The organism is Streptomyces sp. NBC_00249 (assembly GCF_026342355.1).
GTDB lineage: Bacteria > Actinomycetota > Actinomycetes > Streptomycetales > Streptomycetaceae > Streptomyces.
Genome location: NZ_JAPEMV010000001.1, coordinates 964,214 through 988,866, shown reverse-complemented (window position 1 = coordinate 988,866; position 24,653 = coordinate 964,214). Strand labels below are relative to the sequence as shown.

Sequence of the window (24,653 nt, the reverse complement as noted above, 5' to 3'; positions counted from 1 at the left end):
GGGAGGAATCGTGGAAAGCACCTTCCGCACCCCGGACACCAGCTCGGTCACGGTCGGCGTGGACGGCTCGGAGTCGGCACGCGTCGCTGCTTTGTGGGCGGCCAAGGAGGCCGTACGCCGTGACCGTCCCCTGCACATCGTCTACGGCTCCGACACCGACGGCAGGGCCTTGTACCTGTCCGCGGAGACCATCGAACGGGTCCGCGTCAACGGCCGGGCGCTCCTGGACGACACGGCGAAGGCCGTGTCGGCCGAGTACCCCGGGCTGACCGTGACCACCGAATTCAGCCGCGCCGGCGCTGTCGACACCCTGCACCGGGCCGGAGGACTCCACGGCACGGTCGTGGTGGGCAACCGCGGCCTGGGCGGGTTCAACTCCCTCATGCTCGGCTCGGTAGGGCTGGGCACCGCGGCCATCGCCATGACACCCGTCATCGTCGTCCGAGGCATCGACGGGACCGAGGAGACCGGAACGGTCCTCGCCGCGGTCCGCGACGAACACGACCTCCTGATCACCCGGTACGCAGCCCGGGAAGCCGAGCTGCACAAGGCCTCCCTGCGACTGCTGCACGTGTGGAACGTGCTCCAGTCCGTCGGTGAGGTGGTCACCATGCTCGACGGCGTCGACGAGATCGCCGGCGGGCACGCAGAGACCCTGCGGGCCGTCACGGACGTGATCCGCAGCGAGTTCCCCGACCTTGAGGTACAGGCCGATGCGGAGAAGAGCATCTCCGTGGCCGGCGTCCTGGTCGAGGCGTCCCGCCACGCCGACCTGCTCGTCATGGGCGGCCGCCGGGTGCCCGGGCCCCTCGGACTCGCCCCCAACCTGGGCAAGGCCACACACAGCCTGCTGCACCACGCCCACTGCCCCGTCCTCCTCATTCCTCGGACCGGCAGCGACTTCGGGAGCCAGTCATGACCAGCCACCCGTCAGCAAGCCGTGACATCGTCGTGGGCATCGACCCGGACAGGGACTGGCACCTTGCCCTGGCCTGGGCCGCCGACGAGGCGCAACGGCGTCGGCTCCCGATGCGCCTGGTGCTCGCCGTGCCGCCCCAGCACGACACCCAACAGGTCGACGACACCCCCCGCCAAACGGCCCTGAGGCAGGCCGTATCCGACCGTCTCGAACAAGCGTGCAACTGGGTACGTGACCGCCACCCCGAGGTGGCCGTCACCGGTGACCTGCTGAGCGGCTTCCCCGCCCCCGTGCTGGGCGCTGCGGCGCGAGAAGCCCGCATGATCGTCCTCGGTTCCCGGCACCTGAGCCGCACCGCCGAGTTCTTCAGCGCCGGCTCCCTCGTGGTCCCCGTCACCGCCCAGGCCCGTTGCCCGGTCGTCGTCGTGGGCGACGCCGAGCACATCAGCCAGCAGCCGCCCTATGTCGTCGCCGGTATCGACGGCAGCGCGTCCGCCACGGCCGCGCTGACCTTCGCCTTCGACGAGGCCGACCTTCGAGGGGCGGCGCTGCGGGTCGTCTGCGTGTGGCAGCCGCCGCTGATCATGCTGGACGACGAGGAGGTGGCGCTGCGCGCCCAGCGCACCCTGCTCTCCGAGGCCACCGCCAGCCTGTCCGAGAAGTACCCGGATGTGCATGTGACGCACGAGGTCCTCACCGGCCACCCCGTCGAGGAACTGGCCCGGGCAGCCGAGCACGCCCTGGCCGTCGTCGTGGGCCGCCGCGGCCGCGGCGGCTACACCGGCATGCGGATCGGATCCGTCGTCCACGGCCTCCTGCACCGCGCGCACTGCCCGGTGATCACCATCCCCACCGGATGAACCGGCCATGACCAGCCGCGCGATCGAAACGTCGTCCGTCGGCTCCTTGCCCCCGGCGGGGCTGACGCGGGCCGAGGCCGAACGCCGACTGGCCCGCTACGGGCGCAACGAGGTGGCACCTCCGCCGCCCACACCCCTCCACCGTCGGGTGCTGGCGCAGCTACGTGATCCGCTGATCATGGTGCTGCTCGGTGCCGCACTCCTGACTATCGCGATCGGCGACCACCCGGACGCCGTCGTCATCGGCCTGGTGGTCGTCTTCAACACGACCGTGGGAGTGACCCAGGAAGTCCGGGCGGACCACGCGGTCTCCGCCCTCTCCGCGCTCTCGGCCCCGCATGCCCGGGTGCGGCGCGACGGTGAAGCGCACGAGGTGTCGGCAGCGCTCGTGGTGCCGGGTGACAGCCTGCTGTTGGGCGAGGGGGACATCGTTGCTGCGGACGCCGATCTCACGGAGGCGTCAGCCCTCCTGATTGACGAGTCGATGCTGACCGGCGAATCGGAACCCGTCGCCAAGACCGCGCGCGACACGGTCAGCGCCGGCACCGTCGTGGTGCGCGGTCGGGGTGTCGCGACCGCCACGGCCACAGGATCCGCCAGCGCCCTCGGCCGGATCGCGGCGCTCCTCGACGGAGACCACGGGCCGACCCCGCTCCAGCGCCGCCTCGCCTCCCTCGGCCGCGTCCTGGCCGCCGCCACCCTCGCCCTGTGCGTGCTCTTCTTCGCCCTGGGCCTCGTACGCGGCCTCGGCGTGAGCACGATGGCGGTCACCGCCATCAGCCTGGCCGTCGCTGCGGTGCCCGAGTCCCTGCCCGCCGTAGTCACCCTCGCCCTCGCCCTCGGAGCCCGCCGCATGGCGGCCCGGGGCGCCCTGATCCGACGCCTGCCGGCGGTCGAAACGCTGGGCTCGGTGAGCGTGCTGGCCACGGACAAGACCGGCACGCTCACCGAGGGCCGCATGGTCGTCCAGCACGTGTGGACGCCGTCGGGAAACGTGGACGTGTCCGGCAGCGGATACGAACCCCACGGAGCCCTGACCCGCGCCGGACGCTCCCTGACACCCGAGCAACTCCGCCCTCTCCAGGAGCTGCTGACCACGGCAGCCCTGTGCAACGACGCGAGCCTGAAACCGCCCCAGAGCGGTTCCGACGGGTGGACGGCCGTGGGCGATCCCATGGAAGCCGCACTGCTGGCGGCCGCCGCCAAGGCCGGCTGCCCGAGCCACGCCGAGCTCCACCGGGCCTGCCCCCGGATCGGAGAAGCACCGTTCGACAGCCTGCGCAAACGGATGACCACCCTCCACCACCTGCCCGACGGCAACGTCCTGGTCTGCCTCAAGGGGGCGCCCGAGGCTGTCCTGGCTCCCACGGTGCTCACCGAGCCGCCCGAGGTCCTGGAGCAAGCTCGCCTGCAGGCTGCCCGGCTGGCCGCGCACGGATTCAGGGTCCTGGCAGTGGCTGGCGCCGAACGGCTCCAGTGGAGTCCGCCCGCCGCCGAGGCGGAGCACGGACTGAGCCTTCTCGGCCTGATCGCCATCAGCGATCCGCCGAAAGCGGCAGCCGCGGCCACCTTGGCAGCCTGCCGCGCCGCCGGCATCACCCCGATCATGATCACCGGCGACCACCCCGCGACCGCCCACGCCATAGCCGTACGCATCGGCCTCGTCGACGACGGTCCCGCTGATGCGGTCGTCACCGGACCCGAGCTGGCCGCAGCACCGGACACCGACCTGACCGCGGTCCGCGTCTTCGCCCGGACCGATCCACAGCAGAAACTGGACATCATCCACGCCTGGCGTGCCCACGGCGCCGTGACCGCCATGACCGGGGACGGCGTCAACGACGGCCCCGCCCTCCACCAGGCCGACATCGGCGTCGCCATGGGCGCCCGCGGCACCGAGGTGGCCCGCCAGGCCGCCGACCTCGTCCTCACGGACGACGAGCTCTCCACCGTGGTCACGGCCGTCGAGGAAGGCCGCCGCGTCTACGACAACATCCGACGCTTCCTCGTCTACGCCATGGCCGGCGGAACCGCCGAGATCCTAGTGATGCTGGCGGGCCCCCTCCTCGGCCTCGCCCTCCCTCTTCGGGCGGGGCAGATCCTGTGGATCAACCTCCTCACACACGGCCTGACCGGCGTTGCCATGGGCGCCGAACCGGCCGCACCAGAAGCCATGCGGCGCCCGCCCCGGCCGCCCGGACAGCACATCCTGGCCGCCGGCGTGTGGCAACGCCTCCTCATCCTCGCCGCGGCCGTGACAGCGTTCAGCCTGATCGCCGGAATCGCCGCGCGCACCCATGGCCTGCCCTGGCAGAGCGTGCTTTTCCTGTCTCTGCTCGGCGCCCAGCTGGGCGTGGCCCTGGGCCTGCGGGCCCGGCTGCTCACCACCCAGAACCTCTTCCTCCCCGCCTCCGTGGTGGCCTCCGCCTTCCTTGCGATGGCCGCCCTGCACGTTCCCACTCTGCAGTCGCTGCTGGACACCCAGCCGGTGGGCTGGGCCGGCACAGGGCTCGCCACCGCGGCAGCCCTCGCGGCATTCGTCGCCGCCCGGCTCCTGCGAGGCGCATTCCACAGAAAGGCATGATCATGAACGCGAATCCGCTTGCCCACGGGCACGGGGTCCACGCCGAGGTGGGCGACCAGATCGTCGTGGGCGGCCCCACGGTCGGAACGCCGGGCCGTGACGGAGAAGTCATCGCCCTGCACCATGAGGACGGCACCCCTCCGTACGACGTCCGCTGGTCCGATACCGGCCGCACCAGCGTGTTCTTCCCCGGCCCGGACGCCCACGTCCGGCATCTGCATGACGAACCCGGTACGCCGCGGCACGAGGAGAGGCCGAGCGGGGCAGTCGCCTCCTGCTGAGTGGGAAGGCCGGGCCCCCCGGCCGGAGATACCGTGGAAGTGATGGCCATCTCGCCATCGCTTCCGGCCGGAGGTGGGCATGAGCACAGGGGAACAGCCCACCCGGAGCGGTGTTCCTCGATTGCGGCTCGACGAACTGCTGGATGAGTTGCAGGTGCGGATCGACGAGGTCAGGGGCACCCGCGACCGGCTGAACGGTCTGCTCGAGGCCGTCATGTCCGTGGGCCGGGAACTCGATCTGCCGCAGGTGCTGCACGGCATCGTCGAGGCCGCCGTGGTGCTCGTGGACGCCGAGTACGGGGCCCTCGGAGTCATCGGGAACGACAAGAAGCTGGCCGAGTTCCTTCCCGTCGGCATCAGCGACGACCTCCGCGCACAGATCGGAGACCTGCCCTCCGGCCACGGCATCCTCGGCGAGCTGATCCGCCATCCCGAACCGTTGCGGCTGTCGGAGCTGTCCGAGCACCCGGCCTCGTACGGGTTCCCTGACCACCACCCGCCGATGCACTCCTTCCTCGGTGTCCCGATCCGCATTCGCGAGGAGGTCTTCGGCAACCTCTATCTGACCGAGAAGCGCGGCGGCGCCGAGTTCGACGCCGAGGACGAAGCGGTCCTGTCCACCCTCGCCGTCGCGGCCGGCATCGCCATCGAAAACGCCCGGCTCTTCGAGGAGGTCCGGTTGCGCGAGCGCTGGCTGGAGGCCAGCTCCGACATCACCAGCGCCCTGCTCTCCGGAGCGCCCGAGGACGAGGTCCTCGAGGGCATGCTGGAGCGGGCCAAGGACATCACCAGCGCGGACATGGGCGTTTTCTACCTGCTCGGCTCGGGTGGTGAACTGCGAGGCTCCCTCGCCCTAGGAGAGGGAGCAGAGGCGCACCGCGGGATCGTCCTGCCCAGTACGCAGGGCACTCTCGCCGAGGCCGCGCTGGCCCGCAATGGCCTCATCACAGTCCCCGACATGGCGACCGACGAGCGCGTCACCGTGCAACCCGAGCGGTGGAAGGGGTTCGGCCCGGCCGTGGCCGTCACCGTCGGCACCAAGGAAAAACTCAGGGGCGTCCTGATGCTCGCCCGTCGGCACGGTCGCCCCGTGTTCGCCACCGCGGAGATCGCCGCGCTTCCGGGATTCGCGGGCCAGGCCGCCCTGGCACTGGAGCTTGCCGACCGGCGCCACGACGCCGAGCAGATGAGCCTGCTGGAGGACCACGACCGCATCGCCCGCGACCTGCACGACCTGGCCATCCAGCGCCTCTTCGCCACCGGCATGACCCTCCAGAGCGCCCAGCGCTTCGTCGACCACCCCCAGGCATCCGAACGCCTCGCGCGCGCCGTGGACGACCTCGACGCCACCATCAAGATCATCCGATCGACCATCTTCGGACTCCGCGAGCACGAGGCCCCCGGTGAGGCATCCAAGATGCGCTCCCGCCTGGCCCAGGCCCTGGATGAGGCCTCGGCGGCCCTCGGCTTCGCCCCGGCCCTGCGTGTGGAGGGGCTGATCGACACCGACGTACCGTCGGCCGTCGCGGACGAGGCCCTCGCCGTGGTGGGGGAAGCCCTCAGCAACGTCGCCCGCCATGCCGAGGCCACGCGGGCAGAGGTCTCGATCGTCGCGGCCGACGGGAACCTGACGGTCATCGTGACCGATAACGGCGTCGGCCTGCCTGCGGGCGGTCGGCGCAGCGGACTGCGGAACCTGGCAGAGCGTGCCGAAAGGCTCAGCGGCCAGATGCAGGCCGCGGCGCGGGGCGATGGGGAGCGGGGCACTCGCCTGGAGTGGCAGGTACCTCTGGTCCCGCCACCGCGCTGACCGTCGTCGGTGTACCTGCTACTTGCCGGCGTCGTGCTCGTGCACTTGGGCGGCGATCACGGCCGCCTGGACCCGCCGCTCCACTCCGAGCTTGCCCAGGAGCCGTGAGATGTGGTTCTTGACCGTCTTCTCCGACAGGTAGAGCTGTTTGGCGATCTGCCGGTTGGTGAGGCCCTCGCCGATGAGGTCCAGGACGGCCTGCTCCCGTTCGGACAGAGCCGCCAGGCGGGCGTCCTCCGGCGCCTTCGCCGACTCCGGGTCCCGCAGGGAGTGCATCAGGCGGGCGGTGGTCGCAGGGTCCAGCATGGACTGGCCGGTGGCGACGGTGCGTACGGCCGAGACCAGGTCGGTGCCCTTGATCTGCTTCAGGACGTAGCCGGAAGCCCCTGCCATGATCGCGTCCAAGAGGGCGTCCTCGTCGTCGAACGAGGTCAGCATCAAACAGGCCAGGCCCGGCATGCGCGAGCGCAGCTCGCGGCAGACGGTAATGCCGTCGCTGTCGGGTAGCCGCACGTCAAGTACGGCGACGTCCGGACGGAGCGCCGGCCCGCGGGCGAGAGCCTGCTCGGCCGTTCCGGCTGCGCCTACGACCGTGATGTCCGGCTCTGCGTCCAAGAGGTCCCGCAGCCCGCGCCGGACCACCTCGTGGTCATCGAGGAGGAACACCTTGATAGGCGCCCCGGCGGACATGGTCGGATCCTCGGACATGATCGCCCCTGGCTCGGTCCGTGCTGTGCATTTCCCTCCGAATTGTCTCAGGAAGAGGCGCAATGCACCCGTGGCCGACGAGACGGCTCGTTAGGCAGCGATGGTGCTTTCCAGCTCCATCCGGACGTCCACGATGCCCTCGACCGCGCGGATCGCCCGTGCGAGCAGGGGGACCAAGGCCCGGTCCCGCAGCGGGCCGCGCAGAGTGACGACGCCGTCCTGTACGGCGAAGTCCAAGGTCATGCCGGGTACGAGCTCGGTGAGCACGGTCTGGCGGATCTCCTCTTCGAGCTCCTCGTCGGGCCGCAGGAACACCTTGAGGAGGTCGCTGCGGCTGACCACGCCTTCCAGCATGTCGAGCGCGTTCACCACGGGCAGGCGCTTGACGTGCTTGCGCGCCATGATCCTTGCGGCTTCGGCGACGGGCGCGTCAGGGTGCACGGTGATCGCCGGGCTCGACATCAGCTCCTCGGCCAGCACCGCGCCGGCCTTCGACGCTTCCTCCAGCTGCTCGGGCAGCGCGGGGTCCGTACGCCGGAACTCCTCTTTCGGCAGCAGGTCCGCCTCGGAGACGACGCCGACGACCCGGCCCTCGCCTTCCAGGACGGGGACCGCGCTGACCTTCCACTGGTGCATCAGCTCGACGATCTCCTTGTAGGAAGCCTCGCGGCCGATGGCGACGGCGGTGTGCGTCATGACGTCACTGACGGTGTAGCGGGATGCGGGCATGACCGGCTCCTTCGGCGTACGGACGATCAGAGGAAGCTGCCGCTGCCATAGGGCGCGTACAAGTCGAGAAGGCGCACGCGGGCGGCCTGCAGCCGGTTGGCGAGGACCTGCCCGACCCAGTGGCCCAGGGCAGAGCCGAAGGCGGCGTCAGTATCCATCAGCGTCCGTACGCGTGCCGCGTCGAACTCGTACGCGCGGACGGGCGTCATCGCCTCCGCACCCAGACGCCAGGAGTAGGGCTTGAAGAGCCACGAGCAGCCGACCAGCTGGCCGGCGCCGAGGCTCTCGATGACGGCGGCGCGCCGCCCGGGCACGTGGACGTCCAAGGTCACGGTTCCGGACCGGACGATCCAGAACCGGTCGGCGTGGCCACCCTCGCGAAAGAGATGGGCCCCCTCGTCGAAGTTGACCTCTCGGGCCAGTTCCATCAGACGGGAGCGGCAGTCGGCGGGCAGCGCCTCGGAGAGACGAGCGGGTGAAGGGGTGCTCATAAAGTGGCCTCCTGTTCGAGTCCGTCTTCAGTCTTGGCGTTCCCGCCGGTCCCGGGCATGGGCCCTCTGGTCCCGTCTATGGGCCGACCGGCCCATGCCGGGGACGGCGCAGCCGGAGATCCTGGCAGCAGATGGCCGGCTCGCGGCCGTCGACCCGTCCACCTGGCAGGTGCGCGATGTACTGGAATGGCCATGGCATGGGGGCCTGGGGATGGTTCGCCATGTCCCTCACCACGCTGATCTTCTGGACCCTGATCGTCGCGGCGACCGTCCTCGTGGTCCGCGCCCTCAGGCGAGATGGTGCGGACGGGCGGACTGCACCCGCGCCTTACTCAGCCTCCGACAGCGGGGCCGAAAGGCTCCTCGCGGAACGATTCGCCAGAGGCGAGATCGACGAGGAGGAGTACACCCGGCGGCTCGCGGTGCTGCGAAGCCACGGCCCTGGGCCCACGCCACTTTGAGAAGCCAACAGCGGGCAAGGGCACCGGCGTCCCGCCCGCTTGACCGAGGATGCCCACGATGAAGAGCGACCCGGCCATTACGACCACCAGCTTGCCTGCCGTCAGCATGCCGGGACGGCAGATGGAAGAACTCAGCGCTGACGAGGCGTTGCAGCTGCTGGGCACCGTTCCGCTGGGCCGGATCGTGTTCACCCGTAACGCGCTGCCCGCGGTGCGCCCCGTCAACCACCTTCTCGATGCAGGCGACATCATCGTCCGGGTCCAGGACGGCTCGACGCTGGGAGCCTTGCTCGCGGCTCAGGCAGATGCGGGCGTAGTCGTCGCGTACGAAGCCGACGTCATCGATCAAGGCGCGCACCTGGGCTGGAGCGTGGTCGCCACCGGCTACGCCACCGCAGTCACCGCCCCCAGCGAGATCGAGCGCTACGCGCACCTCCTGCACCCGTGGGTCGAGGGCACCGCATCGGGCGCCATCCGGATCAGGCCCGACCTGATCACCGGCTTCCGCCTGCGTGAGAGCAGCCCGTAGAGGTCGGCCCACGCGCGCTTCACCTCCTCGCAGCCCTCCGCCCGGCACCATGGTGAGGCACAGGCCCGCATGGAGTCCCGGAGGTGCCATGCCGAAGCACGGACGGATCACCGCGATTCCGCCCGCCTTCCGTGGCTACCGGACGAGCTGGCTCCGGGGCGACGTCCTGGCCGGAATCACGGTCGCCGCCTACCTGGTCCCCCAGGTCATGGCCTACGCGGGCGTGGCAGGTCTGCCTCCGGTCGTAGGCCTGTGGGCCGTCCTGCCGGCCATGGTCCTCTACGCCCTGAGCGGCACCTCGCGCCTGCTGTCCGTCGGACCGGAGTCGACCACCGCACTGATGACCGCCGTGGCCGTCGGGCCACTCGCGGCCGGCGACCCCACGCGCTACGCGGCGCTTGCGGCAGCCCTGGCCCTCGTCGTCGGCCTGCTCTGTTTGGTCGCGTGGGCCATCCGGCTCGGCTTCCTGGCCGACCTGCTCTCCAGGCCCGTGCTCGTCGGCTACCTGGCCGGTGTCGCCTTCATCATGATCGTGGATCAGCTGCCCCGCCTCACCGGGACCAGCGGCAGCGGATCGGGGTTCTTCCCCCAGCTCTTCTCGTTCCTCCACCACATCGGCGACCTGCACCGGCCCACGACCGTCATGGCCGCGGGCTGCCTGCTCCTGCTGTTCACCCTGCCGCTGCTGTGGCGCGCTCTGCCCGGACCGCTCGTTGTCCTCCTTCTCGCCACGGCGGTAGTGACGGTCTTCGCACTGGACGAGGACCAGGGGATCGACGTCATCGGCGCGGTGCCGTCCGGCTTGCCGGGTTTCGCCCTGCCCCGGCTGACCGACCTCGCCGACCTGGTGCTCCCGGCTCTCGGCGTTCTGCTGGTCGGCTACACCGACGTCGTCCTGACCGCACGCGCCTTCGCCCGGCACGACGACCCGCACCGCCTGGACGCCAACCGCGAGCTGCTGGCCCTCGGCGCGGCGAATCTCGGCGCCGGAGTCCTGCACGGCTTCCCGGTCAGCAGCAGTGCCAGCCGCACCGCGCTCGCGGACTCCTCGGGAGCCCGTACCCAGGTGTACTCCCTCGCCGGCGCCGCCTGCGTGGCCGCCGTCCTCCTTTTCCTCGGCCCGCTGCTCACCCACACTCCTGCCGCCGCCCTCGGCGCCATCGTCGTCTACGCCGCCGTACGCCTGGTCGAGGTGAGCGAGTTCCGCAGGCTGGCGGCCTTCCGACGCCGCGAACTACTCCTGGCCATCGGCTGCACCCTCGGCGTCCTCGCCCTGGGCATCTTGTACGGCGTCCTGGTCGCGGTGGCCCTCTCGGTAATCGATCTGCTTGCAAGGGTTGCTCGTCCACACGACGCCATCCTGGGGATCGTTCCGGGCCTGGCGGGCATGCACGACGTCGACGACTACCCGACTGCCCGCACCGTCCCCGGCCTGCTCATCTACCGCTATGACTCTCCGCTGTTCTTCGCGAACGCCGAGGATTTCCGCCGCCGCGCAATGGCGGCTGTCGATGTGCAGGACGGACCGGTCGACTGGTTCGTCCTGAACACCGAGGCCAACGTCGAGGTCGATATCACCGCCCTTGACGCCGTCGAGGCCCTGCGCGCCGAACTCGTAGAGAGGGAGGTCGTGTTCGCCCTCGCCCGTGTCAAGCAGGAACTTCGCGAATCCCTCGACGCCTACGGCCTCACGGCGGCGGTCGGGGCGAACCGTATTTACCCGACCTTGCCGACAGCCATCGCTGCTTTCCACGCCTGGCAGCGGTCCGCCAACCATGATCCCGGCCCATGACGAGAGAACGGAACCGTGGCTTCTTCACGCGAGACCTTGGCTGCGGAGCCTGTGCGCGGGGGTGAAGCCACGACGATGGCAGGCGACCCCGGATCTGGGGACCAGATCTGGGGACCAGTGCCGAGTACACGCATCTGGGCGATGGAGTAAGGAGGCTCGAACTCTGCGGTGAACTGCTGGTCAGCCGGTGTGCCACGCGTCCGCTGGGTCGCCTACCGGCTGCGCATCGGCTTCCACCGTGAAGTTCCGCCCGCCCTCTGTGCATCGACGGGCAGAGGGCGGGCGGGGTGCGCTGGACCGGCCCGATGGGGATGTCCTGGCCGGACATCTCGATCTCGTAGGTCGGATGGCTGCTGGAGTCGGTCGGGTGTTGGGCTGCGAGCAACTTGCGGACGTAGTCGGTGTCATCAGGGGCATTCATCCAGCGTCCGGCAGCGCGTGTCACTGCTCGGCTCTAAGCTCGCAAGGCAGGAGAAGGGGGAGTTCGTGCGCGATCGCATGCTGACAGCCGACGTACCACTCGGACCGTTCGAAGGCACCAAGATCACCGTCCACTCGGCGAAGGGCAAGAACGCCAGACTGCATGTGCGCAGAGAGTGTGGTCAGCTCCGGACGCCCCATGTGGCCACGATCGAGGTTCCGTTGAACGCGGACGCGGTGGACAGGTTCTGTTCGGGCTGTGCGGACTGGGGTCCGACGTCGCGGCCGACATCGGGGCTGGGCATCTTCATGCGGGCGCTGGGTGGATCGGGACTGCTCCATCAGCTGCAGGCCTATGCGGAGCCGGACGAGGACGTGCACTGGACCCAGGACGAGGTGCAGGCTGCGGCTGAGCTTCTGCAGTCGGAACGGGGCGCCGCGGACGAGGGCGAAGACGAGGAGGATGACGACAGGCCGTGGGAAGCGCGCAGGGAGGCACAAGAGCTGCAGGAGCAGGTCTTGTCCCGCTGGCGGCACGCAGCCCAGAGCCTTCACCGAGCGCAGGCCATCATCGCTCACTTCCCTTGGCTGACCGCCTGGGCGGAGCCGAAGGTGTCGGCGAAGGAGCGCTACCTCGAGACCCTGCGGGTGCAGGCGACCCTCTTCGTTGAGCCGGCTGGTCTCGTCGTGGCCGCTGCGGCAGCGTCACTGGAGACGCCTCCGCTGCCGACCGACGATCCTGCCTTCGCGGTGCTGGGCAAAGGCAGCCAGATCTCCACAGGCCTGAGCGCGTTGTGGCGCAGGTGGCAGTACTCGGCCGAGCGGGGCTGGGAAGGACCGGCGTCACGGTCGATCAACCGCTATGACCTCGTGCACGGCATCCGGCCCAACAAGAAGGGGCACGCGGAAGCTCTGGAAGGAGCCGCCCGTCTGATTCAGTCCTGGGAGGACGAAGCCCATGCCGCCGCTGCGGCGACGGATTCGACACCGACGGTGTGGGTCACGGCGCGATTGCCGGAGGGCACGGAGGAGCCTTCGCGCGGAGGCGTTCCCGACGTCCTGGACGGCCTGGATCGGTGGACTCTCGGCGTGCTGCTGACCTGGACCATCGCCGCCGACTGGGGTCGACGCACGCTGACGCTGCGAGTCCCCGCACTCGTCGCCGCCAGACTCCTGGAACCCTCGGGCAACCTCGTGTGTGAGCCGGGCAGTTCCGATGCTGTGGCCGCTGAAACGGACCCCCAAGGGCAGCCGGACTCCCTCCGGCCCGGGGTCTTCGATGACACACCTGTCTTCGACCGCCAGCCCGTCACACCCGCGCACCTCCGGGCGCTGCGCAACTTCTCGTACGCTGCCGACCAGCTCTACATCGTCTTCTCGACGAGCGGCGGAGCGGAGGTTTTGCCTCTCGAAGTCATTGAGAGGCGACTTGCCGAGGGCTGGCTCGGCGTCATCGTCGCCAGTGCGTCGGACCTCCCCGAGAGCGTGATCAGTCCGTGGATCAAGGACATCGTCCCCACGCCAGAGGCTGACGATGCCCCATCCTCGGGCCACGGCCATGCACGGCAGGATGGCCACTTCGGTGCTGACCTGGGCCTTGCAGCCGGCGCCCGGGACGTTGTCCGGCGGACGTACCGGGAGCATGACCAAGAACACAATCTGCGCCTGCTTGCCATGGCACGCGGCGTTTCCGACTTGCGGAGCCTCGACACCGGCCGCTCCGGCATTCTGCCCCTCGCGGTGTGGGAGGGCCTGCTCGCGCCTGCTTCCTTGGGCCTCTCGCCGTTCCGGCCGCCCGGCACCGACCGCTGGCGCAGCGGCAGCGGCCTTCCGCTGGGTGTCCTGGGGCAGGCGCAGATCTACGCCACGAACTCGAATCCCAAGTTCGAGGGCAAGGGGCACTCACCCTTGTGCCGGCATACACGGGATCGAGGCCTCGCGGCGAGCGACGACCTTCTGACCGTGGCGGACCTGCTGGCGCGTGACGACTGGGACTGGTGCAGCAAGTGCGGCGGCTACGCCGTACGCCGGCTGACCGACACCCAGCTGTCCTACTACCGCGCTGCTCACCGGCTGCACGACGTCGCAGGGCAGCTCGACGACGAGCGTCCACACCGTGTACCTGTCGATCCGGATGTCCTGATCAAGCAGCTGGAAGAGCTTGCGGGCTGGGAGCCGGGCGGGCACGAGGGCTGCGACTGGGACGGTTCCTGGCGCTGGCATGAGGTTATCCGCGACCTGCGACGCCGAGCCGAACGGAAGCGGGGCCAGACCGCTTCCTGAGCCGGTTTTCCCCTGGTGGCCAGCTGTGACGGCTGGCGGGCCCCATTGCCATCTGGTGGACCTTGGGGACCACTTGGGGGCCAACGCCCGCCCCGCCGAGCGTGGATCGCCGCCGCATACGCGCCGCTGTTCCAGTCCTCGGTCTCCTGGGCGGTCACTTGTCATGTCTTGCCGCGGAGAGGGTGTCCGGCACGGCACTGCCCTCTGATTCCACCCGAACGGATCTACGGTCACCGAGAACTGCAGGAGGTGTACGAGCAGCGGGTGAGCCTGGTGATGCAGGCCGCCCGTCCCGCACAGCCGAGCGTGACGCGGAGTCAGGGCGATGGCGGGCGTGGTCTGCCGCCGCGTTGGCGCTGGCCTGCGAGGACGACGACACCAACGGGAGGCGTCGTCTTGATCTCGGGACATCTGCGCAGTCTCGGCGTCGCCGACACCGGCGGGCGGCACCTTCCGTGCCATGACCCACATCACAATGGATTCCTGTCAGGGATCGGGGCGCTGTTCCGCTCAAGTCACCGAGAGCCCAGCGAACCGACAGGAGCATCACATGAAGCACCGCATCGTCGTCCTCGGCGCCGGCTACGCCGGGGTCTACGTGGCCGGCAACCTGGCCCGCCGGCTGTCCCCGGCGGACACCGAGATCACCGTCGTCAACGCCGTGCCCGACTTCGTCGAGCGGCTGCGACTGCACCAGGTCGCCGCCGGTCAGGAGATCGAGACCCAGAAGCTCACCGACATTTTCGCGGGCACGGGGATACGGCTGCACGTGGCCCGGGTCACCGCCGTCGACCCCGAGCGCCAGGTCGTCACCGTGGCCGACGCCGCAGGCGGCGCCGAGCTCGGCTACGACACGCTGCTCTACGCCCTCGGCAGCCGCGGTGACGACCGCGGCGTCGCCGGTGTGGCCGAGCATGCCTTCGACGTGGCCTCCCGGCCCTCGGCGCTGCGCCTGCGCGATCGGCTGGACGGCCTGAGGGAAGACGGGACCGTGGTCGTCGTCGGCGACGGGCTGACCGGGATCGAGACCGCCACCGAGATCGCCGAGTCCCGGCCCGGCCTGTCGGTGACATTGGTCGCCCGAGGCGAGCTCGGCGCCCCACTCTCCGCCGGGGCACGCAACCACCTGCGCCAGGCCTGCGACCGGCTGGGCATCACCGTCCTGGAACACACGAGCGTCGAAGCCGTCGAAGCGACCGGGGTCCTGTGCGCCGACGGCACCGCCCTGGCATCGGACGCGACGGTGTGGACGACCGGGTTCGTGGTCGACCCCATCGCCGCGGCCGCCGGGCTGGAGGTCACCGAGAGCGGTCGGATCGTCGTCGACCGCACCATGCGCTCGCTCTCGCACCCGAACGTCTACGCCGCAGGCGACAGCGTCTTCACGATCGGCGAGAACGGCCTGCCGCTGCCGATGTCCTGCGCCTCGGCCGGCTACACCGGGATGCAGGCGATGAAGGCCATTGTGGGAGGCCTGACCGGCAGCAAGATCGGACACGTCAAGCTCGCCTACCCGGGCAACCACATCAGCCTCGGCCGGCAGGACGGGATCCTGCAGCTGGTCGACCACGAAGCGCGGGCGAAGCCGAAGTACATGGGAGGCCGCAAGGCCGCGCGGATCAAGGCGGGCATCCTCAAGATGTCGCTGTGGACCAACTCGCACCCGACCTTCTGCGTGCCCACGCGCAAGCGCCACCTGAGCTCCGAACCCGGTTCGGTACCCGCCGGACGCCCCCGCCGAGGAGGCGGTCGCGTAGCCGCCTAGGCTAACCAGCATGGACAGCATGGGCGTTGATCGCTTCGACACCAGCCGGTTCGAGGCCAGCCGGAACCGGCTGGCCTCGCTGGCCTACCGGCTATTGGGCTCCGCCGCCGACGCCCAAGACGCCGTGCAGGACGCGTTCTTGCACTGGCAGGCCGCCGACCGGCAGCAGATCAAGGTGCCCGAGGCATGGCTGACCAAGGTCGTCACCAACCTGTGCCTCGACCGGCTCCGCTCGGCGCAGGTTCGTCGCGAACGCACGGTTGGCGCCTGGCTGCCCGAACCGCTCCTCGACGGCGATCCCATGCTCGGACCGGCCGACACCTTCGAGCAGCGCGAATCGGTCTCCCTGGCCATGCTGACCCTCATGGAGCGCCTGCCGCCCATCGAGCGGGCCGTCTACATCCTGCGCGAAGCGTTCACCTACAGCCACGCCGAGATCGCCGAGATCCTCGACATCTCCGAGTCCGCGAGCCAGCAGCACCTCCACCGCGCCCGGACCCGCGTCACCGCCGACCGCCGCCGCGGCGCCGGCGAAGTCGACCCGGCGTCCGCCCGCAGGATCGTTGAGGAATTCCTCGCCGCCGCCACCTCGGGCCGCACCGACCGGCTGGTCGCGCTGCTCACCGACAACGCGATCGCGATCTCCGACTCCAACGCCGCCGGCCTGGCCAAGACACTGATCCGGTACGACACCCCGGAGCGCATCGCCGCCATGGCACGGGCCGGTTTCAAGCCCACACCCGCGAAGCGGCGGCTGCTCGGCGGCGCGCCCGCCGTCCACTACGCGCTCGTCAACGGCGCCCCCGCCCTCCTCTTCGTGCTCGAAGAGAAGGTCATAGGCTCCGTCACCTTCGACATCACCGACGGCAGGATCGCAACCGTGCGCGGCATCGCCGCCCCCACCCGCCTCGCCCGTCTCACCGAAGCCTGGCGGCAGCACGAACCGGACACCGCGCTCCTCAACCAGTGGTGAACCGACGCCGACGCGCGGCGAGCGTCCTGCACCGATCGCTGCACCGTGGGTCACGGATAGGAGTCCAAGGCCTCGAAGCCTGACGTGCGTTGAGTGGCTACCTCTGTGTGCCCTGTGTGGGCCCGGGTGCGGAGGTGCTGGAAGGCGGCCAGGAGTGGGCGTACGGGGGTGGGGTCCACGGCGGCGGGGTGGGCGCAGGCTTGAAGGGGCCCGCCCGGTTGGACATCAGGATCATCATCGTCGCGGCGAAGAGCAGGCTGATCACGATCAGGGCGAGTCCGATGGGGTTGTTGGGGTTGTAGTAGTAGCGGTTGGTTCCCCACTTGCTGCGCTTGAAGACGGGTTCGTCGTCGTGATGCACGGGCCGGATCCTCCTGTCGAGTGGTCTGCGTCGCTGTACGGCGGTCGTGCTCCGTGGGAGTCTGTGGCCACGACGTCTTCCCCCCTGCCAGGAGCCATTCCATGACTCGCCGTTCTCGCAGCGGGCCGCTTTCCCCGCTCTTCGCCTTCGGCGCTGTCCTGACGGCGGCCGGGGCGGCGATGTACGCGCTGCCGGGCCCCGGCCTGCCGCTGTTCGCCTCGGGGGCTCTCGTTCTCGCTGCGGTCGCCGCCGTGTGGCTTGCCGCCCGGCAGCCCTGAGCCGAGTGCGCCGACGGATCCCCCCACCGGCCCGGATGCCACCGCTCCCCCCGCTTCCGCGGCTCGGCATCCGGGCCGTGCTGGATCCCCCGTGACCTGATCGTGCCCGTGCGGTGCCCGGCCGCGCATTGCCGGTGATCGGCAGTCTTTACGACGCCCCGATGCCGGTGGTGGCGCCCGGCCCCGCACGTGTCACCCTGGTCCCCGCGTCAAGGACGTGTCATGGAGGCGTCAGGATCGGGGGAGGGCAATGACCGACGGAGCTGTACCGGCGGAGCATGTGGCGGGGTATGCCGAAATCCTGCTCGACGCCTGTGTCACGGGCCGTCGGCTCACCCGTGCCGAGCTGGAGTCCCGCAGAGCGCAGGGCACGCGCGCGGCGGAGGCGGGACTCCCACTGCGCGGGCTCATCCGGGGCCACTTGGGCGCAGCGCGGGAGATGCAGTCGCGGTTGCCGTCCGGGTCCGTGGGTGCGTTGCTGGCCGCTGTCGAGCAGGCGGTGGACGCTTTCGCCGAGGGGTACGAACGGGCCCAGCACCAGGCGGTGCGGCAGGAGGAGGCCGCGCGGCGGGAGTTCATCGACGACCTGCTGTACGGCGGCAGTGATCTGGGGAGGCTGGCGGAGCGGGCCGAGCGGTTCGGGCTGCGGCTGTCGCAGGCCCATGCGGTCGCGGTCGCCGTGGGCCCGGAGCCGTACGGTGACGGCTACCCGGTGGCGCGGGGGATCGAGGAGACCGTCCTGGCCCGGTTCGGCAACCGGCAGCTCCTGCTGACGACGAAGGACGGGCGGCTGATCTGTGTCGCGCCGGGCGATCAGCCGGATGTCCTGGCGTATTTCGCGAAGCGGGCGTACGCGGCCACCGGCGGCGGCCGGGTCGCCATAGGCCGCTCGCACCCGGGGGCCGGTGGGGTCGTCCACTCGTACGAGGAGGCCCTCAACGCCCTCGAACTGGCGGAGCGGATGGGCCTGGAGGGGCCCGTGCTGCACGCCGCCGACCTGCTGGTCTATCCGGTCCTGACCCGGGACCGGCAGGCCATGGCCGACCTGGTGGAGAGTGTGCTGGGCCCGCTGCGGAACGGGCGCGGGGGCGCGCAGCTCTTCATCGACACGCTCACCGCCTACTTCGACAGCGGCTGCGTGGCGACCGAGGCGGCCCGCCGGCTGTCGTTGAGCGTGCGGGCCCTGACCTACCGGCTGGAGCGGATCCACACGCTGACCGGCGCCGACCCGGCTGATCCCGTGAACCGCTACACGCTCCAGACGGCGGTGATCGGCGCCCGCCTGCTGGGCTGGCCGGGCGAAGCGGGGGCCTGAGCACGGCCCTCAGTGCTGCCGCGGGAGCCGGGAGCGGGCCCGCCACCGTCGGCGCAGCCACGCGCCGATCTCTCCCAGAGCGACCAGCAGAGCCGCGCTCGCGGCGCAGGTCACGGCGGACGCGGGCTGGTGCCGGACCTGTCCGCCGCACCACAGCAGCAGGGTGAGGGCGGGCCACCACACGGCTATGGATATGGCTTTGGTGGGCCGGTCATGACGGGCCATGGGCCTGCTCTCTTTCCGGTACGGGCGTCTCTCATGCGAGGGCGAAGTAGCGCAGCCACAGGTAGAGGGCCGAGACGGCGATCGTGGCGGCGGTGACGACGAGCCCGTACTTGGTGAACTGCCAGAAGGTGATCGGGGTCCGGTTGCGTTCGGCGATTCCGAGGATGACGACGTTGGCGGAGGCGCCGATGGCGGTCGCGTTCCCCCCGAGGTCGGCGCCGAGGGCGAGGGCCCACCACATGACGTGGTCGGGATCGCCTCCCATGTCGGTGACCAGCTCGCTGGTGACGGGCGCCATGGTGGCGACGTAGGGGATGTTGTCGACGATCCCGGAGAGTACGGCGGAGCCGCCCAGCAGGAGCATGGAGCCGCCGAGTTCGGCGCCCCCGATCGCGTCCGCGAGGGCCCCGGCGAGCTCGCCGATGACACCGGTCTCGATGAGGGCGCCGACCATGACGAACAGGCCCGCGAAGAAGGCGAGCGTGGGCCACTCCACCTCGCCCAGCACCTCGCCCGTCTCGACCTTGGAGATCGCGACGAGCAGTCCGGCGCCGAGGAGGGCGACGACGCTGGGTTCGTAGTGCAGGACGGGGTGGAGGACGAATCCGGCGACGACCAGGGCGAGGACACCCAACCCCTGGGCGAGCAGCCGGGGGTCACGGATCGCCTCGCGTTCGCGCAGTTCCATCAGCTCGGCGGCGCGCTTCTCGTCGTAGACGAAGTACTTGGCGAACATCACCCGGCACAGCAGTACGAGTACGACTATCAGGACGGCGCACAGCGGGGCGAGGTGGACGAGGAAGTCGTTGAAGGTGAGGCCCGCCCGGCTGGCGATGATGATGTTGGGCGGGTCGCCGACGAGGGTGGCGGTGCCGCCGACGTTGGAGGCGAAGACCTCGGCGATCAGGAACGGAGCCGCGGGCAGCTTCAGCCGGTCGCACACCAGCAGGGTGACGGGGGCGACCAGCAGCACGGTGGTGACGTTGTCCAGGAGCGCCGAGGCGACCGCCGTGATGACGATCAGCATGGCCATCACCCGGAAGGGGCGGGCCTTGGCCTTCTTCACGGACCAGATCGCCAGGTACTCGAAGAGCCCGGTGCGCTTCAGCACGCCGACGATCATCATCATGCCGAGCAGCAGGAAGATGACGTTCCAGTCGATGCCGGTCTTGTCGGAGTGGAAGGCCGCGATGTCATCGGTGGCGCCGATCGCCAGCATCAGCGCGGCGCCACCCAGGGCCGCGGCGACCCGGTGCACCCATTCGCTGATGATCAGGACGTAGGCGCCGGCGAAGACGGCGATCGCCGCCCAGCTGTGCCAGTCGCTCACGCCTGCCCGCCCGCTTGCAGCAGGTGGCGCATCAGGGAAGCCGCCGAGACCACCCCGATGAGCCGGCCCGTGTCGCCGTCGCGTTCGACGACCGCGACGAGGGGTACGTGCGTACGGGCCATGGCGGCCGCGATCTCCATCGTCCCCGCGTCCGGGCCGACGTAGGGCTGCTTGAACTTGCGCCGGGGCAGCCACTCGGCGACCGTCTTGCCCGCCAGGCCTTCGGCCATCGCTTCGGCGTGCCGCTCGTCGATGACCGGGGCCAGCAGCGGGTCCTCCATCACGTATTCGGGTACGAGCTGGCGCACCAGCTGGGAGCCGGGGACGATCGCGTACGGGGTTCCGCCGCTGTCCAGGACCAGGAGTGCGGGCAGGTTCTGCTCGGCGAGCAGGCGGACCGCGTCCACAGCCGGGTCGTCGGTGGTCACATGGGGGTAGGGCTCGGCCAGATCACGGGCGGGCATGGTGCGTCTCCTGGTCTGGTGCACTGCGCGGGAGGGGGACGGTGGACGGCTTCGCGGTGTGGTCCTCGCCCGGCATGCCGGCAAGGTCGTCGATGCGGAAGAGGCGGGCGATCGGTACATCGGTGCTGGAGTGCGCGATGATCGAGAAGGCGATGCAGACGGCGATCAGCGTGTAAGCCTCCTCGCCCCGCGGGATACCGGCCTGCAGGACCAGCAGCCCGTAGACGACCGAGGCGAAACCCTTGGGCCCGAACCAGGCGGCCACCAGCTTCTCCCGGCGCTCGATCCGTGCCCCCAGCAGGGAGACCAGCAGCGAAGCGGGGCGGATCAGCACGATCGCCAGCACCACTGCCACGTAGCCGCCCACTGACAGATCTCCGAAGAGTGTCGGGGTCAGCAGGGCGCCGAAGACGAGGAGGGCGGTGAACTTGGCCAGCTCCGCGAGCATCTCGCCGAGCGGCTCGAAGACCGTCTTCGCCTCGGGCGATACGGAGGCCAGGACGGCGCCGGCGGAGAACGCGGCCAGGTAGGGGTTGGCGTGAGTCAGGTGGCACAGCCCGTAGAGGATGATCCCGGTCGCCAGCGGCAGCAGCGGCTGGAGCTTCGGCTCCGCCCCCAGCAGCCGCAGCCGCACCAGCCCCGCGACTGCCAGCGGTAGCACGATCCCGAAGACCAGCCCCATGCCGAGCTCCAGGGCGATCGAACCGACGGAGGCGTGTGCCTGGCCGGAGGTGGGCCCTGCGGCGGCGATGAGGATCAGCACGACGGGCAGCGCGAGGCCGTCGTTGATGCCGCTCTCGACGTTCAGCAGCTGCCGCAGCTTCGCCGGGACCTCGCGGCGCCCCACGATCGCGGAGGCGAACACCGGGTCCGTAGGCGCGAGTACCGCCCCGACCAGGAATGAGGTCGTCCAGTCCAGGCCGACGAGGTAGTGGGTGATCAGGGCCATCCCGGCCATGGCGAGCGGCATGCCGAGCCCGAGCGCGCGGGCCGGGTTCTTCCAGTTCTGCCGCAGCTTCGGGAAGGACACGTGCATGCCGTCGGTGAACAGCACGGCGAAGAGGGCCAGATCGGCGGTGACGGAGACGATCTCGCTGTCAGGAGTGATGTGGATCAGCCCCAGGAACCCGTCGCTGACGAGGGCCCCACCCAGCAGGAAGAGGAGAGAGGTCGAAAGGACCGTACGGGCGGCGAGCCCCGACAGCAGCACGGCAATCAGCAGCGCCACACCGAAAACAGCGACGAGCACCATGGCAGAGCCCCGATTCGCGAAGAGAGTTGTCCCCTGTTCGCCGACCAGGCTTCCCGGCACACCATCGGCTATTTTATACATTCCTTACGCGTTTTTGACGGCTCTCTGACGGCAGTTCAAGAGGGCAGGGGCTGCCGGACTCCGGCATGCGCGCGTCAGGCGAAGCGCCACTATGGTGGGCGATCGCTGCCTCACCCGGGCGGTTTGGCTCTCCCGGCGCCCGACGACACGGACTGAGGTCTGATCTCCATGCCTGCCATCCGCGCCGTCTCCTGGCTGAGCCGCAACGTCGACGAGTTCCGCCTCGCCGTTGCACTGGTGGTCATCGGCGTCCCCGTCACCCTGACGGGCGCCGTCCTGTACGCCCTTCCCGGAAGCGGGTTCCCTGAGCTGGTCGTCGGCTTGTCCTGCCTAGTCGCCGGCCTGGCGATGCTCGGCTCCAACGCCGGACGCCGCTGACGCGCGGTTGCCCCGTAGCCTCTCGCGTGCGTTAAAGCAGCGTAAAGATTGCCGAAGGCAGGCAATGTGCGCTGACCTGTCCCGGTGGGACGATCCCCAGGTCCGGCGGAAACGCCAGCCACGCGGGGAGGTGTTCATGGGCTTGTTTCTGGGTCTCGGCATTGCGGGAATCGTGCTGCTGGTCGCCTCCCTGGTGCTCGATGGAGTCCTGGAGGGCGTCTTCGACGGCGCTCTGGACGGACTGTTCGACGGGTGGCTGTCGCTTCCGGCGGTCGCGGGCTTCGTCTCGATGCTCGGTTTCACCGGGGCCATCGTGCTCGGGTCCACGGGACTCGGGCCGGGAGCGGCGACCGCCGTCGGAGCCTGCGCGGGCGCGGGGGCCGGCTGGGCGACGTACCGGCTGAGCCGGACCCTGCTGCGGGACGACAGCGGGGCCGCGCCCCGTCACGGCGATCTCGTGGGATCGGCCGGGACGGTGGTGACCGCCATTCCGTCGGGCGGCTACGGGGAGGTCCTGCTGCGGCTGGCCGGACAGCCCGTCAAGTACGCCGCGACGGCCGACTGCCCGCTGGCCCGCGGCGCGGAGGTCTGGGTGACAGCCGCTCCGTCTCCGACCTCGGTCGCCGTCCGCGCCGTAGAGCACTGACGAAACCTTTCGCCAGCTCATTCACGCTTCACCATCATCGATCTGCCGCCTCGGGGGCAGGAGGGATCCCTCATGAGTCCAGTCGTCGCCGCGGTCGTCGGAGTGGTCGTACTCCTCGTCCTGCTCGCCCTCGTGGTCGTCACGCGCTACAAGGTCGCCGGGCCGAGCGAGGCGTTCATCATCACCGGCCGGCGCGGCAAGAAGTCCACCGACCCGACCACGGGTCAGACCACCACCGACAACAGCGGCCAGAAGGTCGTGGTGGGCGGTGGGGTGTTCGTGGTCCCGTTCGTCCAGCAGCGGTACACGCTCGACCTCTCCAGCCGGCACATCCCGATCGCCGTGCGCGGTGCGGTCACCCTGCGCGGTATCAAGGCGAACCTCGAAGGCGTCGCGATCGTCAAGGTCGGTGGCAACGAGGACGCCATCCGCGCGGCGGCCCAGCGCTTCCTCCAACAGCAGGACGGCATCGTCGGCTTCACCCAGGAAGTGCTCTCCGGAGCCCTGCGCGCCATCGTCGGCCGGATGTCGGTGGAAGACATCATCCGCGACCGCGCGGCCTTCGCCGGCCAGGTCGCGGAAGAGGCGGAGGCCAGCCTGTCCGGGCAGGGCCTGGTCCTGGATGCCTTCCAGATCCAGGACATCACCACCGAGGGCTCTTACCTCGAAGACCTCGGCCGGCCCGAAGCGGCCCGCGCCAAGCAGGAAGCTGATATCGCCGAGGCCAACTCCCGGCGGGCCTCGGAGCAGGCACGCCTGAAGGCCGAAGAAGAGATCGCGGTCGCCCAGCGGACCCTGTACTTGCGCCAGGCCGAGATCCAGGCCGAGACCGACGCGGCCGCCGCCCAGGCCAATGCCGCCGGCCCGCTGGCCGAGGCCGACCGGCAGCAGCAGATCCTGGCAGAGCAGGAGAAGGTCGCCGAGCGCCAGGCCGCTCTGACAGACCGCCAGCTCGACACGGAGGTCCGCAAGCCCGCCGACGCCCGCCGCTACCAGGCCGAGCAGGAGGCCGAGGCCAAGCGCGTGGCCCGAGTCAAGCAGGCCGAGGCCGAGCGTCTGGCCGCCATCGCGGCTGCCCAGGGCGAGGCCGAGCGGGCCCGTCTCACGGGTGAGGGCGAGAAGCAGCGCCGCTCCGCCCTCGCTGAGGCCGAGGCCATCGAGGGCGCCAAGCGAGGCGAAGCGGAACGCGCCCGCCGCGCCGCGATCGCGGAAGCCGTCCGCCTGGAAGGCGACGCGGAGGCCGCAGCGATCTTGGCCAGGGGATCGGCCGAGGCGGAGGCGATGCAGAAGAAGGCGGAGGCCTTCGAGACGTACGGCGACGCGGCGATGATCCAGATGATGGTCGAGGCGCTCCCGCAGGTCGTGGCCAAGGCCGCCGAGCCCCTGTCCGCCATCGACAAGATGACCGTCATCTCCACCGACGGCGCGAGCAAGCTCTCCCGTACGGTCACCGACAACGTCGCCCAGGGCATGGAGCTCCTGAGCTCCACCACCGGCGTCGACCTGGCCCACCTCCTGAAGGGCCTCACCGCCCCGACGGCCTCCGCCGTACCGGAGAAGCCCGCCCCCAATGGGAAGATCGAGATCGTCGGCTGACCGCATGGTGACACCGCCGCGAGGCCCGCTGCTGAGGAGCGGGCCTCGCGGCCCAAGCCGCAGCTGCCCGAGCGGACGGTCACTGGATGCCGCACAGCCTGGACAACGCCGACGGGCGTGAA

General features: G+C 70.2%; 24 protein-coding genes. 16 read left to right on the top strand and 8 right to left on the bottom strand.

What is annotated here, in order from left to right:
- The first annotated feature begins 10 nt into the window (after nt 1-10).
- From OOK31_RS04340 to OOK31_RS04320, 5 genes are all read left to right on the top strand, one after another.
- Complete coding sequence (locus tag OOK31_RS04340) at nt 11-919, top strand: universal stress protein (protein WP_267010980.1); 909 nt, start codon at nt 11-13, stop codon at nt 917-919.
- Nucleotides 916-1,779: a universal stress protein gene (locus OOK31_RS04335; RefSeq protein ID WP_267010979.1), complete on the top strand. Its 864-nt coding sequence runs from the start codon at nt 916-918 to the stop codon at nt 1,777-1,779. The genes OOK31_RS04340 and OOK31_RS04335 overlap by 4 nt, the downstream gene beginning before the upstream one ends.
- A 7-nt stretch (nt 1,780-1,786) precedes the next feature.
- Nucleotides 1,787-4,363 carry a cation-transporting P-type ATPase gene (locus tag OOK31_RS04330; protein ID WP_267010978.1) on the top strand — a complete coding sequence of 859 codons (2,577 nt, stop codon included), beginning with the start codon at nt 1,787-1,789 and terminating at the stop codon, nt 4,361-4,363.
- Nucleotides 4,364-4,365: 2 nt separating this feature from the next.
- A complete protein-coding gene (locus OOK31_RS04325) occupies nt 4,366-4,644 on the top strand; it encodes a DUF1918 domain-containing protein (protein ID WP_323188178.1) in 279 nt (92 codons plus the stop codon).
- A gap of 79 nt (nt 4,645-4,723) precedes the next feature.
- The gene (locus OOK31_RS04320; RefSeq protein WP_267010977.1) at nt 4,724-6,454 is read left to right on the top strand and encodes a GAF domain-containing protein; all 1,731 of its coding nucleotides are present in this window, start codon (nt 4,724-4,726) and stop codon (nt 6,452-6,454) included.
- A gap of 18 nt (nt 6,455-6,472) precedes the next feature.
- On the opposite strand, the gene OOK31_RS04315 is transcribed toward OOK31_RS04320, so the two are convergent.
- The 3 genes from OOK31_RS04315 to OOK31_RS04305 all read right to left on the bottom strand — a co-directional run bounded on the left by OOK31_RS04315 (nt 6,473) and on the right by OOK31_RS04305 (nt 8,382).
- On the bottom strand, nt 6,473-7,162 hold the full coding sequence (locus OOK31_RS04315; protein ID WP_267010976.1) for a response regulator transcription factor: 690 nt from the start codon (nt 7,160-7,162) through the stop codon (nt 6,473-6,475).
- A 90-nt stretch (nt 7,163-7,252) separates the two neighbouring features.
- A complete protein-coding gene (locus OOK31_RS04310; RefSeq protein WP_267010975.1) occupies nt 7,253-7,891 on the bottom strand; it encodes a CBS domain-containing protein in 639 nt (212 codons plus the stop codon).
- Nucleotides 7,892-7,917: 26 nt separating this feature from the next.
- A complete protein-coding gene (locus OOK31_RS04305) occupies nt 7,918-8,382 on the bottom strand; it encodes a Crp/Fnr family transcriptional regulator (protein WP_267010974.1) in 465 nt (154 codons plus the stop codon).
- A gap of 221 nt (nt 8,383-8,603) precedes the next feature.
- Between OOK31_RS04305 and OOK31_RS04300 the strand changes: the two genes are divergently transcribed.
- From OOK31_RS04300 to OOK31_RS04275, 6 genes are all read left to right on the top strand, one after another.
- A complete protein-coding gene (locus OOK31_RS04300; RefSeq protein ID WP_267010973.1) occupies nt 8,604-8,843 on the top strand; it encodes an SHOCT domain-containing protein in 240 nt (79 codons plus the stop codon).
- Nucleotides 8,844-8,901: 58 nt separating this feature from the next.
- Nucleotides 8,902-9,372 (top strand): pyridoxamine 5'-phosphate oxidase family protein, encoded by a 471-nt coding sequence (locus tag OOK31_RS04295; protein ID WP_267010972.1) that lies wholly within the window; start codon nt 8,902-8,904, stop codon nt 9,370-9,372.
- 88 nt (nt 9,373-9,460) lie between these two features.
- Nucleotides 9,461-11,164, top strand: coding sequence for a SulP family inorganic anion transporter (locus OOK31_RS04290; protein ID WP_267010971.1), 1,704 nt, complete (start codon nt 9,461-9,463; stop codon nt 11,162-11,164).
- A 486-nt stretch (nt 11,165-11,650) separates the two neighbouring features.
- On the top strand, nt 11,651-13,867 hold the full coding sequence (locus OOK31_RS04285) for a hypothetical protein (protein ID WP_267010970.1): 2,217 nt from the start codon (nt 11,651-11,653) through the stop codon (nt 13,865-13,867).
- 550 nt (nt 13,868-14,417) lie between these two features.
- Complete coding sequence (locus OOK31_RS04280; protein WP_267010969.1) at nt 14,418-15,632, top strand: NAD(P)/FAD-dependent oxidoreductase; 1,215 nt, start codon at nt 14,418-14,420, stop codon at nt 15,630-15,632.
- 10 nt (nt 15,633-15,642) lie between these two features.
- Entirely contained in the window at nt 15,643-16,605 is a 963-nt protein-coding gene (locus tag OOK31_RS04275; protein ID WP_267010968.1) for a sigma-70 family RNA polymerase sigma factor, read from the top strand.
- 97 nt (nt 16,606-16,702) lie between these two features.
- Here the strand turns inward: OOK31_RS04275 and OOK31_RS04270 are convergent, their stop codons facing one another.
- Nucleotides 16,703-16,966 carry a hypothetical protein gene (locus tag OOK31_RS04270; protein WP_267010967.1) on the bottom strand — a complete coding sequence of 88 codons (264 nt, stop codon included), beginning with the start codon at nt 16,964-16,966 and terminating at the stop codon, nt 16,703-16,705.
- A 101-nt stretch (nt 16,967-17,067) separates the two neighbouring features.
- Here OOK31_RS04270 and OOK31_RS04265 point away from each other — a divergent pair, with 101 nt between their 5' ends.
- Together OOK31_RS04265 and OOK31_RS04260 are read left to right on the top strand one after the other, a co-directional pair.
- A complete protein-coding gene (locus OOK31_RS04265) occupies nt 17,068-17,244 on the top strand; it encodes a hypothetical protein (RefSeq protein ID WP_267010966.1) in 177 nt (58 codons plus the stop codon).
- Between the two features lie 250 nt (nt 17,245-17,494).
- The gene (locus OOK31_RS04260) at nt 17,495-18,559 is read left to right on the top strand and encodes a CdaR family transcriptional regulator (protein ID WP_267010965.1); all 1,065 of its coding nucleotides are present in this window, start codon (nt 17,495-17,497) and stop codon (nt 18,557-18,559) included.
- 9 nt (nt 18,560-18,568) lie between these two features.
- Here the strand turns inward: OOK31_RS04260 and OOK31_RS04255 are convergent, their stop codons facing one another.
- Genes OOK31_RS04255 through OOK31_RS04240 form a run of 4 tightly spaced genes read right to left on the bottom strand, consistent with a single transcriptional unit; the run spans nt 18,569 to nt 21,830 of the window.
- Entirely contained in the window at nt 18,569-18,784 is a 216-nt protein-coding gene (locus tag OOK31_RS04255; protein ID WP_267010964.1) for a hypothetical protein, read from the bottom strand.
- A 31-nt stretch (nt 18,785-18,815) separates the two neighbouring features.
- Entirely contained in the window at nt 18,816-20,114 is a 1,299-nt protein-coding gene (locus OOK31_RS04250; protein WP_267010963.1) for an ArsB/NhaD family transporter, read from the bottom strand.
- Nucleotides 20,111-20,578: a CBS domain-containing protein gene (locus OOK31_RS04245; protein WP_267010962.1), complete on the bottom strand. Its 468-nt coding sequence runs from the start codon at nt 20,576-20,578 to the stop codon at nt 20,111-20,113. Before OOK31_RS04245 ends, OOK31_RS04250 begins: the two co-directional genes overlap by 4 nt.
- A complete protein-coding gene (locus OOK31_RS04240; protein WP_267010961.1) occupies nt 20,565-21,830 on the bottom strand; it encodes a sodium:proton antiporter in 1,266 nt (421 codons plus the stop codon). Before OOK31_RS04240 ends, OOK31_RS04245 begins: the two co-directional genes overlap by 14 nt.
- A gap of 249 nt (nt 21,831-22,079) precedes the next feature.
- On the opposite strand from OOK31_RS04240, the gene OOK31_RS04235 reads away from it, so the two are divergent.
- From OOK31_RS04235 to OOK31_RS04225, 3 genes are all read left to right on the top strand, one after another.
- On the top strand, nt 22,080-22,289 hold the full coding sequence (locus OOK31_RS04235; protein ID WP_267010960.1) for a hypothetical protein: 210 nt from the start codon (nt 22,080-22,082) through the stop codon (nt 22,287-22,289).
- A 136-nt stretch (nt 22,290-22,425) separates the two neighbouring features.
- A complete protein-coding gene (locus OOK31_RS04230; RefSeq protein ID WP_267010959.1) occupies nt 22,426-22,935 on the top strand; it encodes a hypothetical protein in 510 nt (169 codons plus the stop codon).
- Nucleotides 22,936-23,007: 72 nt separating this feature from the next.
- Nucleotides 23,008-24,531 (top strand): flotillin family protein, encoded by a 1,524-nt coding sequence (locus OOK31_RS04225; protein WP_267010958.1) that lies wholly within the window; start codon nt 23,008-23,010, stop codon nt 24,529-24,531.
- Nucleotides 24,532-24,653: the final 122 nt, after the last annotated feature.

What these genes read in the sequence shown, in the direction of transcription:
- OOK31_RS04315 (WP_267010976.1), bottom strand. Translation starts at nt 7,162, where the DNA reads ATGTCCGAGGATCCGACCATGTCCGCCGGGGCGCCTATCAAGGTGTTC.
- OOK31_RS04280 (WP_267010969.1), top strand. Translation starts at nt 14,418, where the DNA reads ATGAAGCACCGCATCGTCGTCCTCGGCGCCGGCTACGCCGGGGTCTAC.
- OOK31_RS04235 (WP_267010960.1), top strand. Translation starts at nt 22,080, where the DNA reads ATGCCTGCCATCCGCGCCGTCTCCTGGCTGAGCCGCAACGTCGACGAG.
- OOK31_RS04255 (WP_267010964.1), bottom strand. Translation starts at nt 18,784, where the DNA reads ATGGCCCGTCATGACCGGCCCACCAAAGCCATATCCATAGCCGTGTGG.
- OOK31_RS04225 (WP_267010958.1), top strand. Translation starts at nt 23,008, where the DNA reads ATGAGTCCAGTCGTCGCCGCGGTCGTCGGAGTGGTCGTACTCCTCGTC.
- OOK31_RS04335 (WP_267010979.1), top strand. Translation starts at nt 916, where the DNA reads ATGACCAGCCACCCGTCAGCAAGCCGTGACATCGTCGTGGGCATCGAC.
- OOK31_RS04245 (WP_267010962.1), bottom strand. Translation starts at nt 20,578, where the DNA reads ATGCCCGCCCGTGATCTGGCCGAGCCCTACCCCCATGTGACCACCGAC.
- OOK31_RS04310 (WP_267010975.1), bottom strand. Translation starts at nt 7,891, where the DNA reads ATGCCCGCATCCCGCTACACCGTCAGTGACGTCATGACGCACACCGCC.
- OOK31_RS04300 (WP_267010973.1), top strand. Translation starts at nt 8,604, where the DNA reads ATGTCCCTCACCACGCTGATCTTCTGGACCCTGATCGTCGCGGCGACC.
- OOK31_RS04290 (WP_267010971.1), top strand. Translation starts at nt 9,461, where the DNA reads ATGCCGAAGCACGGACGGATCACCGCGATTCCGCCCGCCTTCCGTGGC.
- OOK31_RS04240 (WP_267010961.1), bottom strand. Translation starts at nt 21,830, where the DNA reads ATGGTGCTCGTCGCTGTTTTCGGTGTGGCGCTGCTGATTGCCGTGCTG.
- OOK31_RS04275 (WP_267010968.1), top strand. Translation starts at nt 15,643, where the DNA reads ATGGACAGCATGGGCGTTGATCGCTTCGACACCAGCCGGTTCGAGGCC.
- OOK31_RS04330 (WP_267010978.1), top strand. Translation starts at nt 1,787, where the DNA reads ATGACCAGCCGCGCGATCGAAACGTCGTCCGTCGGCTCCTTGCCCCCG.
- OOK31_RS04305 (WP_267010974.1), bottom strand. Translation starts at nt 8,382, where the DNA reads ATGAGCACCCCTTCACCCGCTCGTCTCTCCGAGGCGCTGCCCGCCGAC.
- OOK31_RS04230 (WP_267010959.1), top strand. Translation starts at nt 22,426, where the DNA reads ATGGGCTTGTTTCTGGGTCTCGGCATTGCGGGAATCGTGCTGCTGGTC.
- OOK31_RS04260 (WP_267010965.1), top strand. Translation starts at nt 17,495, where the DNA reads ATGACCGACGGAGCTGTACCGGCGGAGCATGTGGCGGGGTATGCCGAA.
- OOK31_RS04320 (WP_267010977.1), top strand. Translation starts at nt 4,724, where the DNA reads ATGAGCACAGGGGAACAGCCCACCCGGAGCGGTGTTCCTCGATTGCGG.
- OOK31_RS04295 (WP_267010972.1), top strand. Translation starts at nt 8,902, where the DNA reads ATGAAGAGCGACCCGGCCATTACGACCACCAGCTTGCCTGCCGTCAGC.
- OOK31_RS04265 (WP_267010966.1), top strand. Translation starts at nt 17,068, where the DNA reads ATGACTCGCCGTTCTCGCAGCGGGCCGCTTTCCCCGCTCTTCGCCTTC.
- OOK31_RS04325 (WP_323188178.1), top strand. Translation starts at nt 4,366, where the DNA reads ATGAACGCGAATCCGCTTGCCCACGGGCACGGGGTCCACGCCGAGGTG.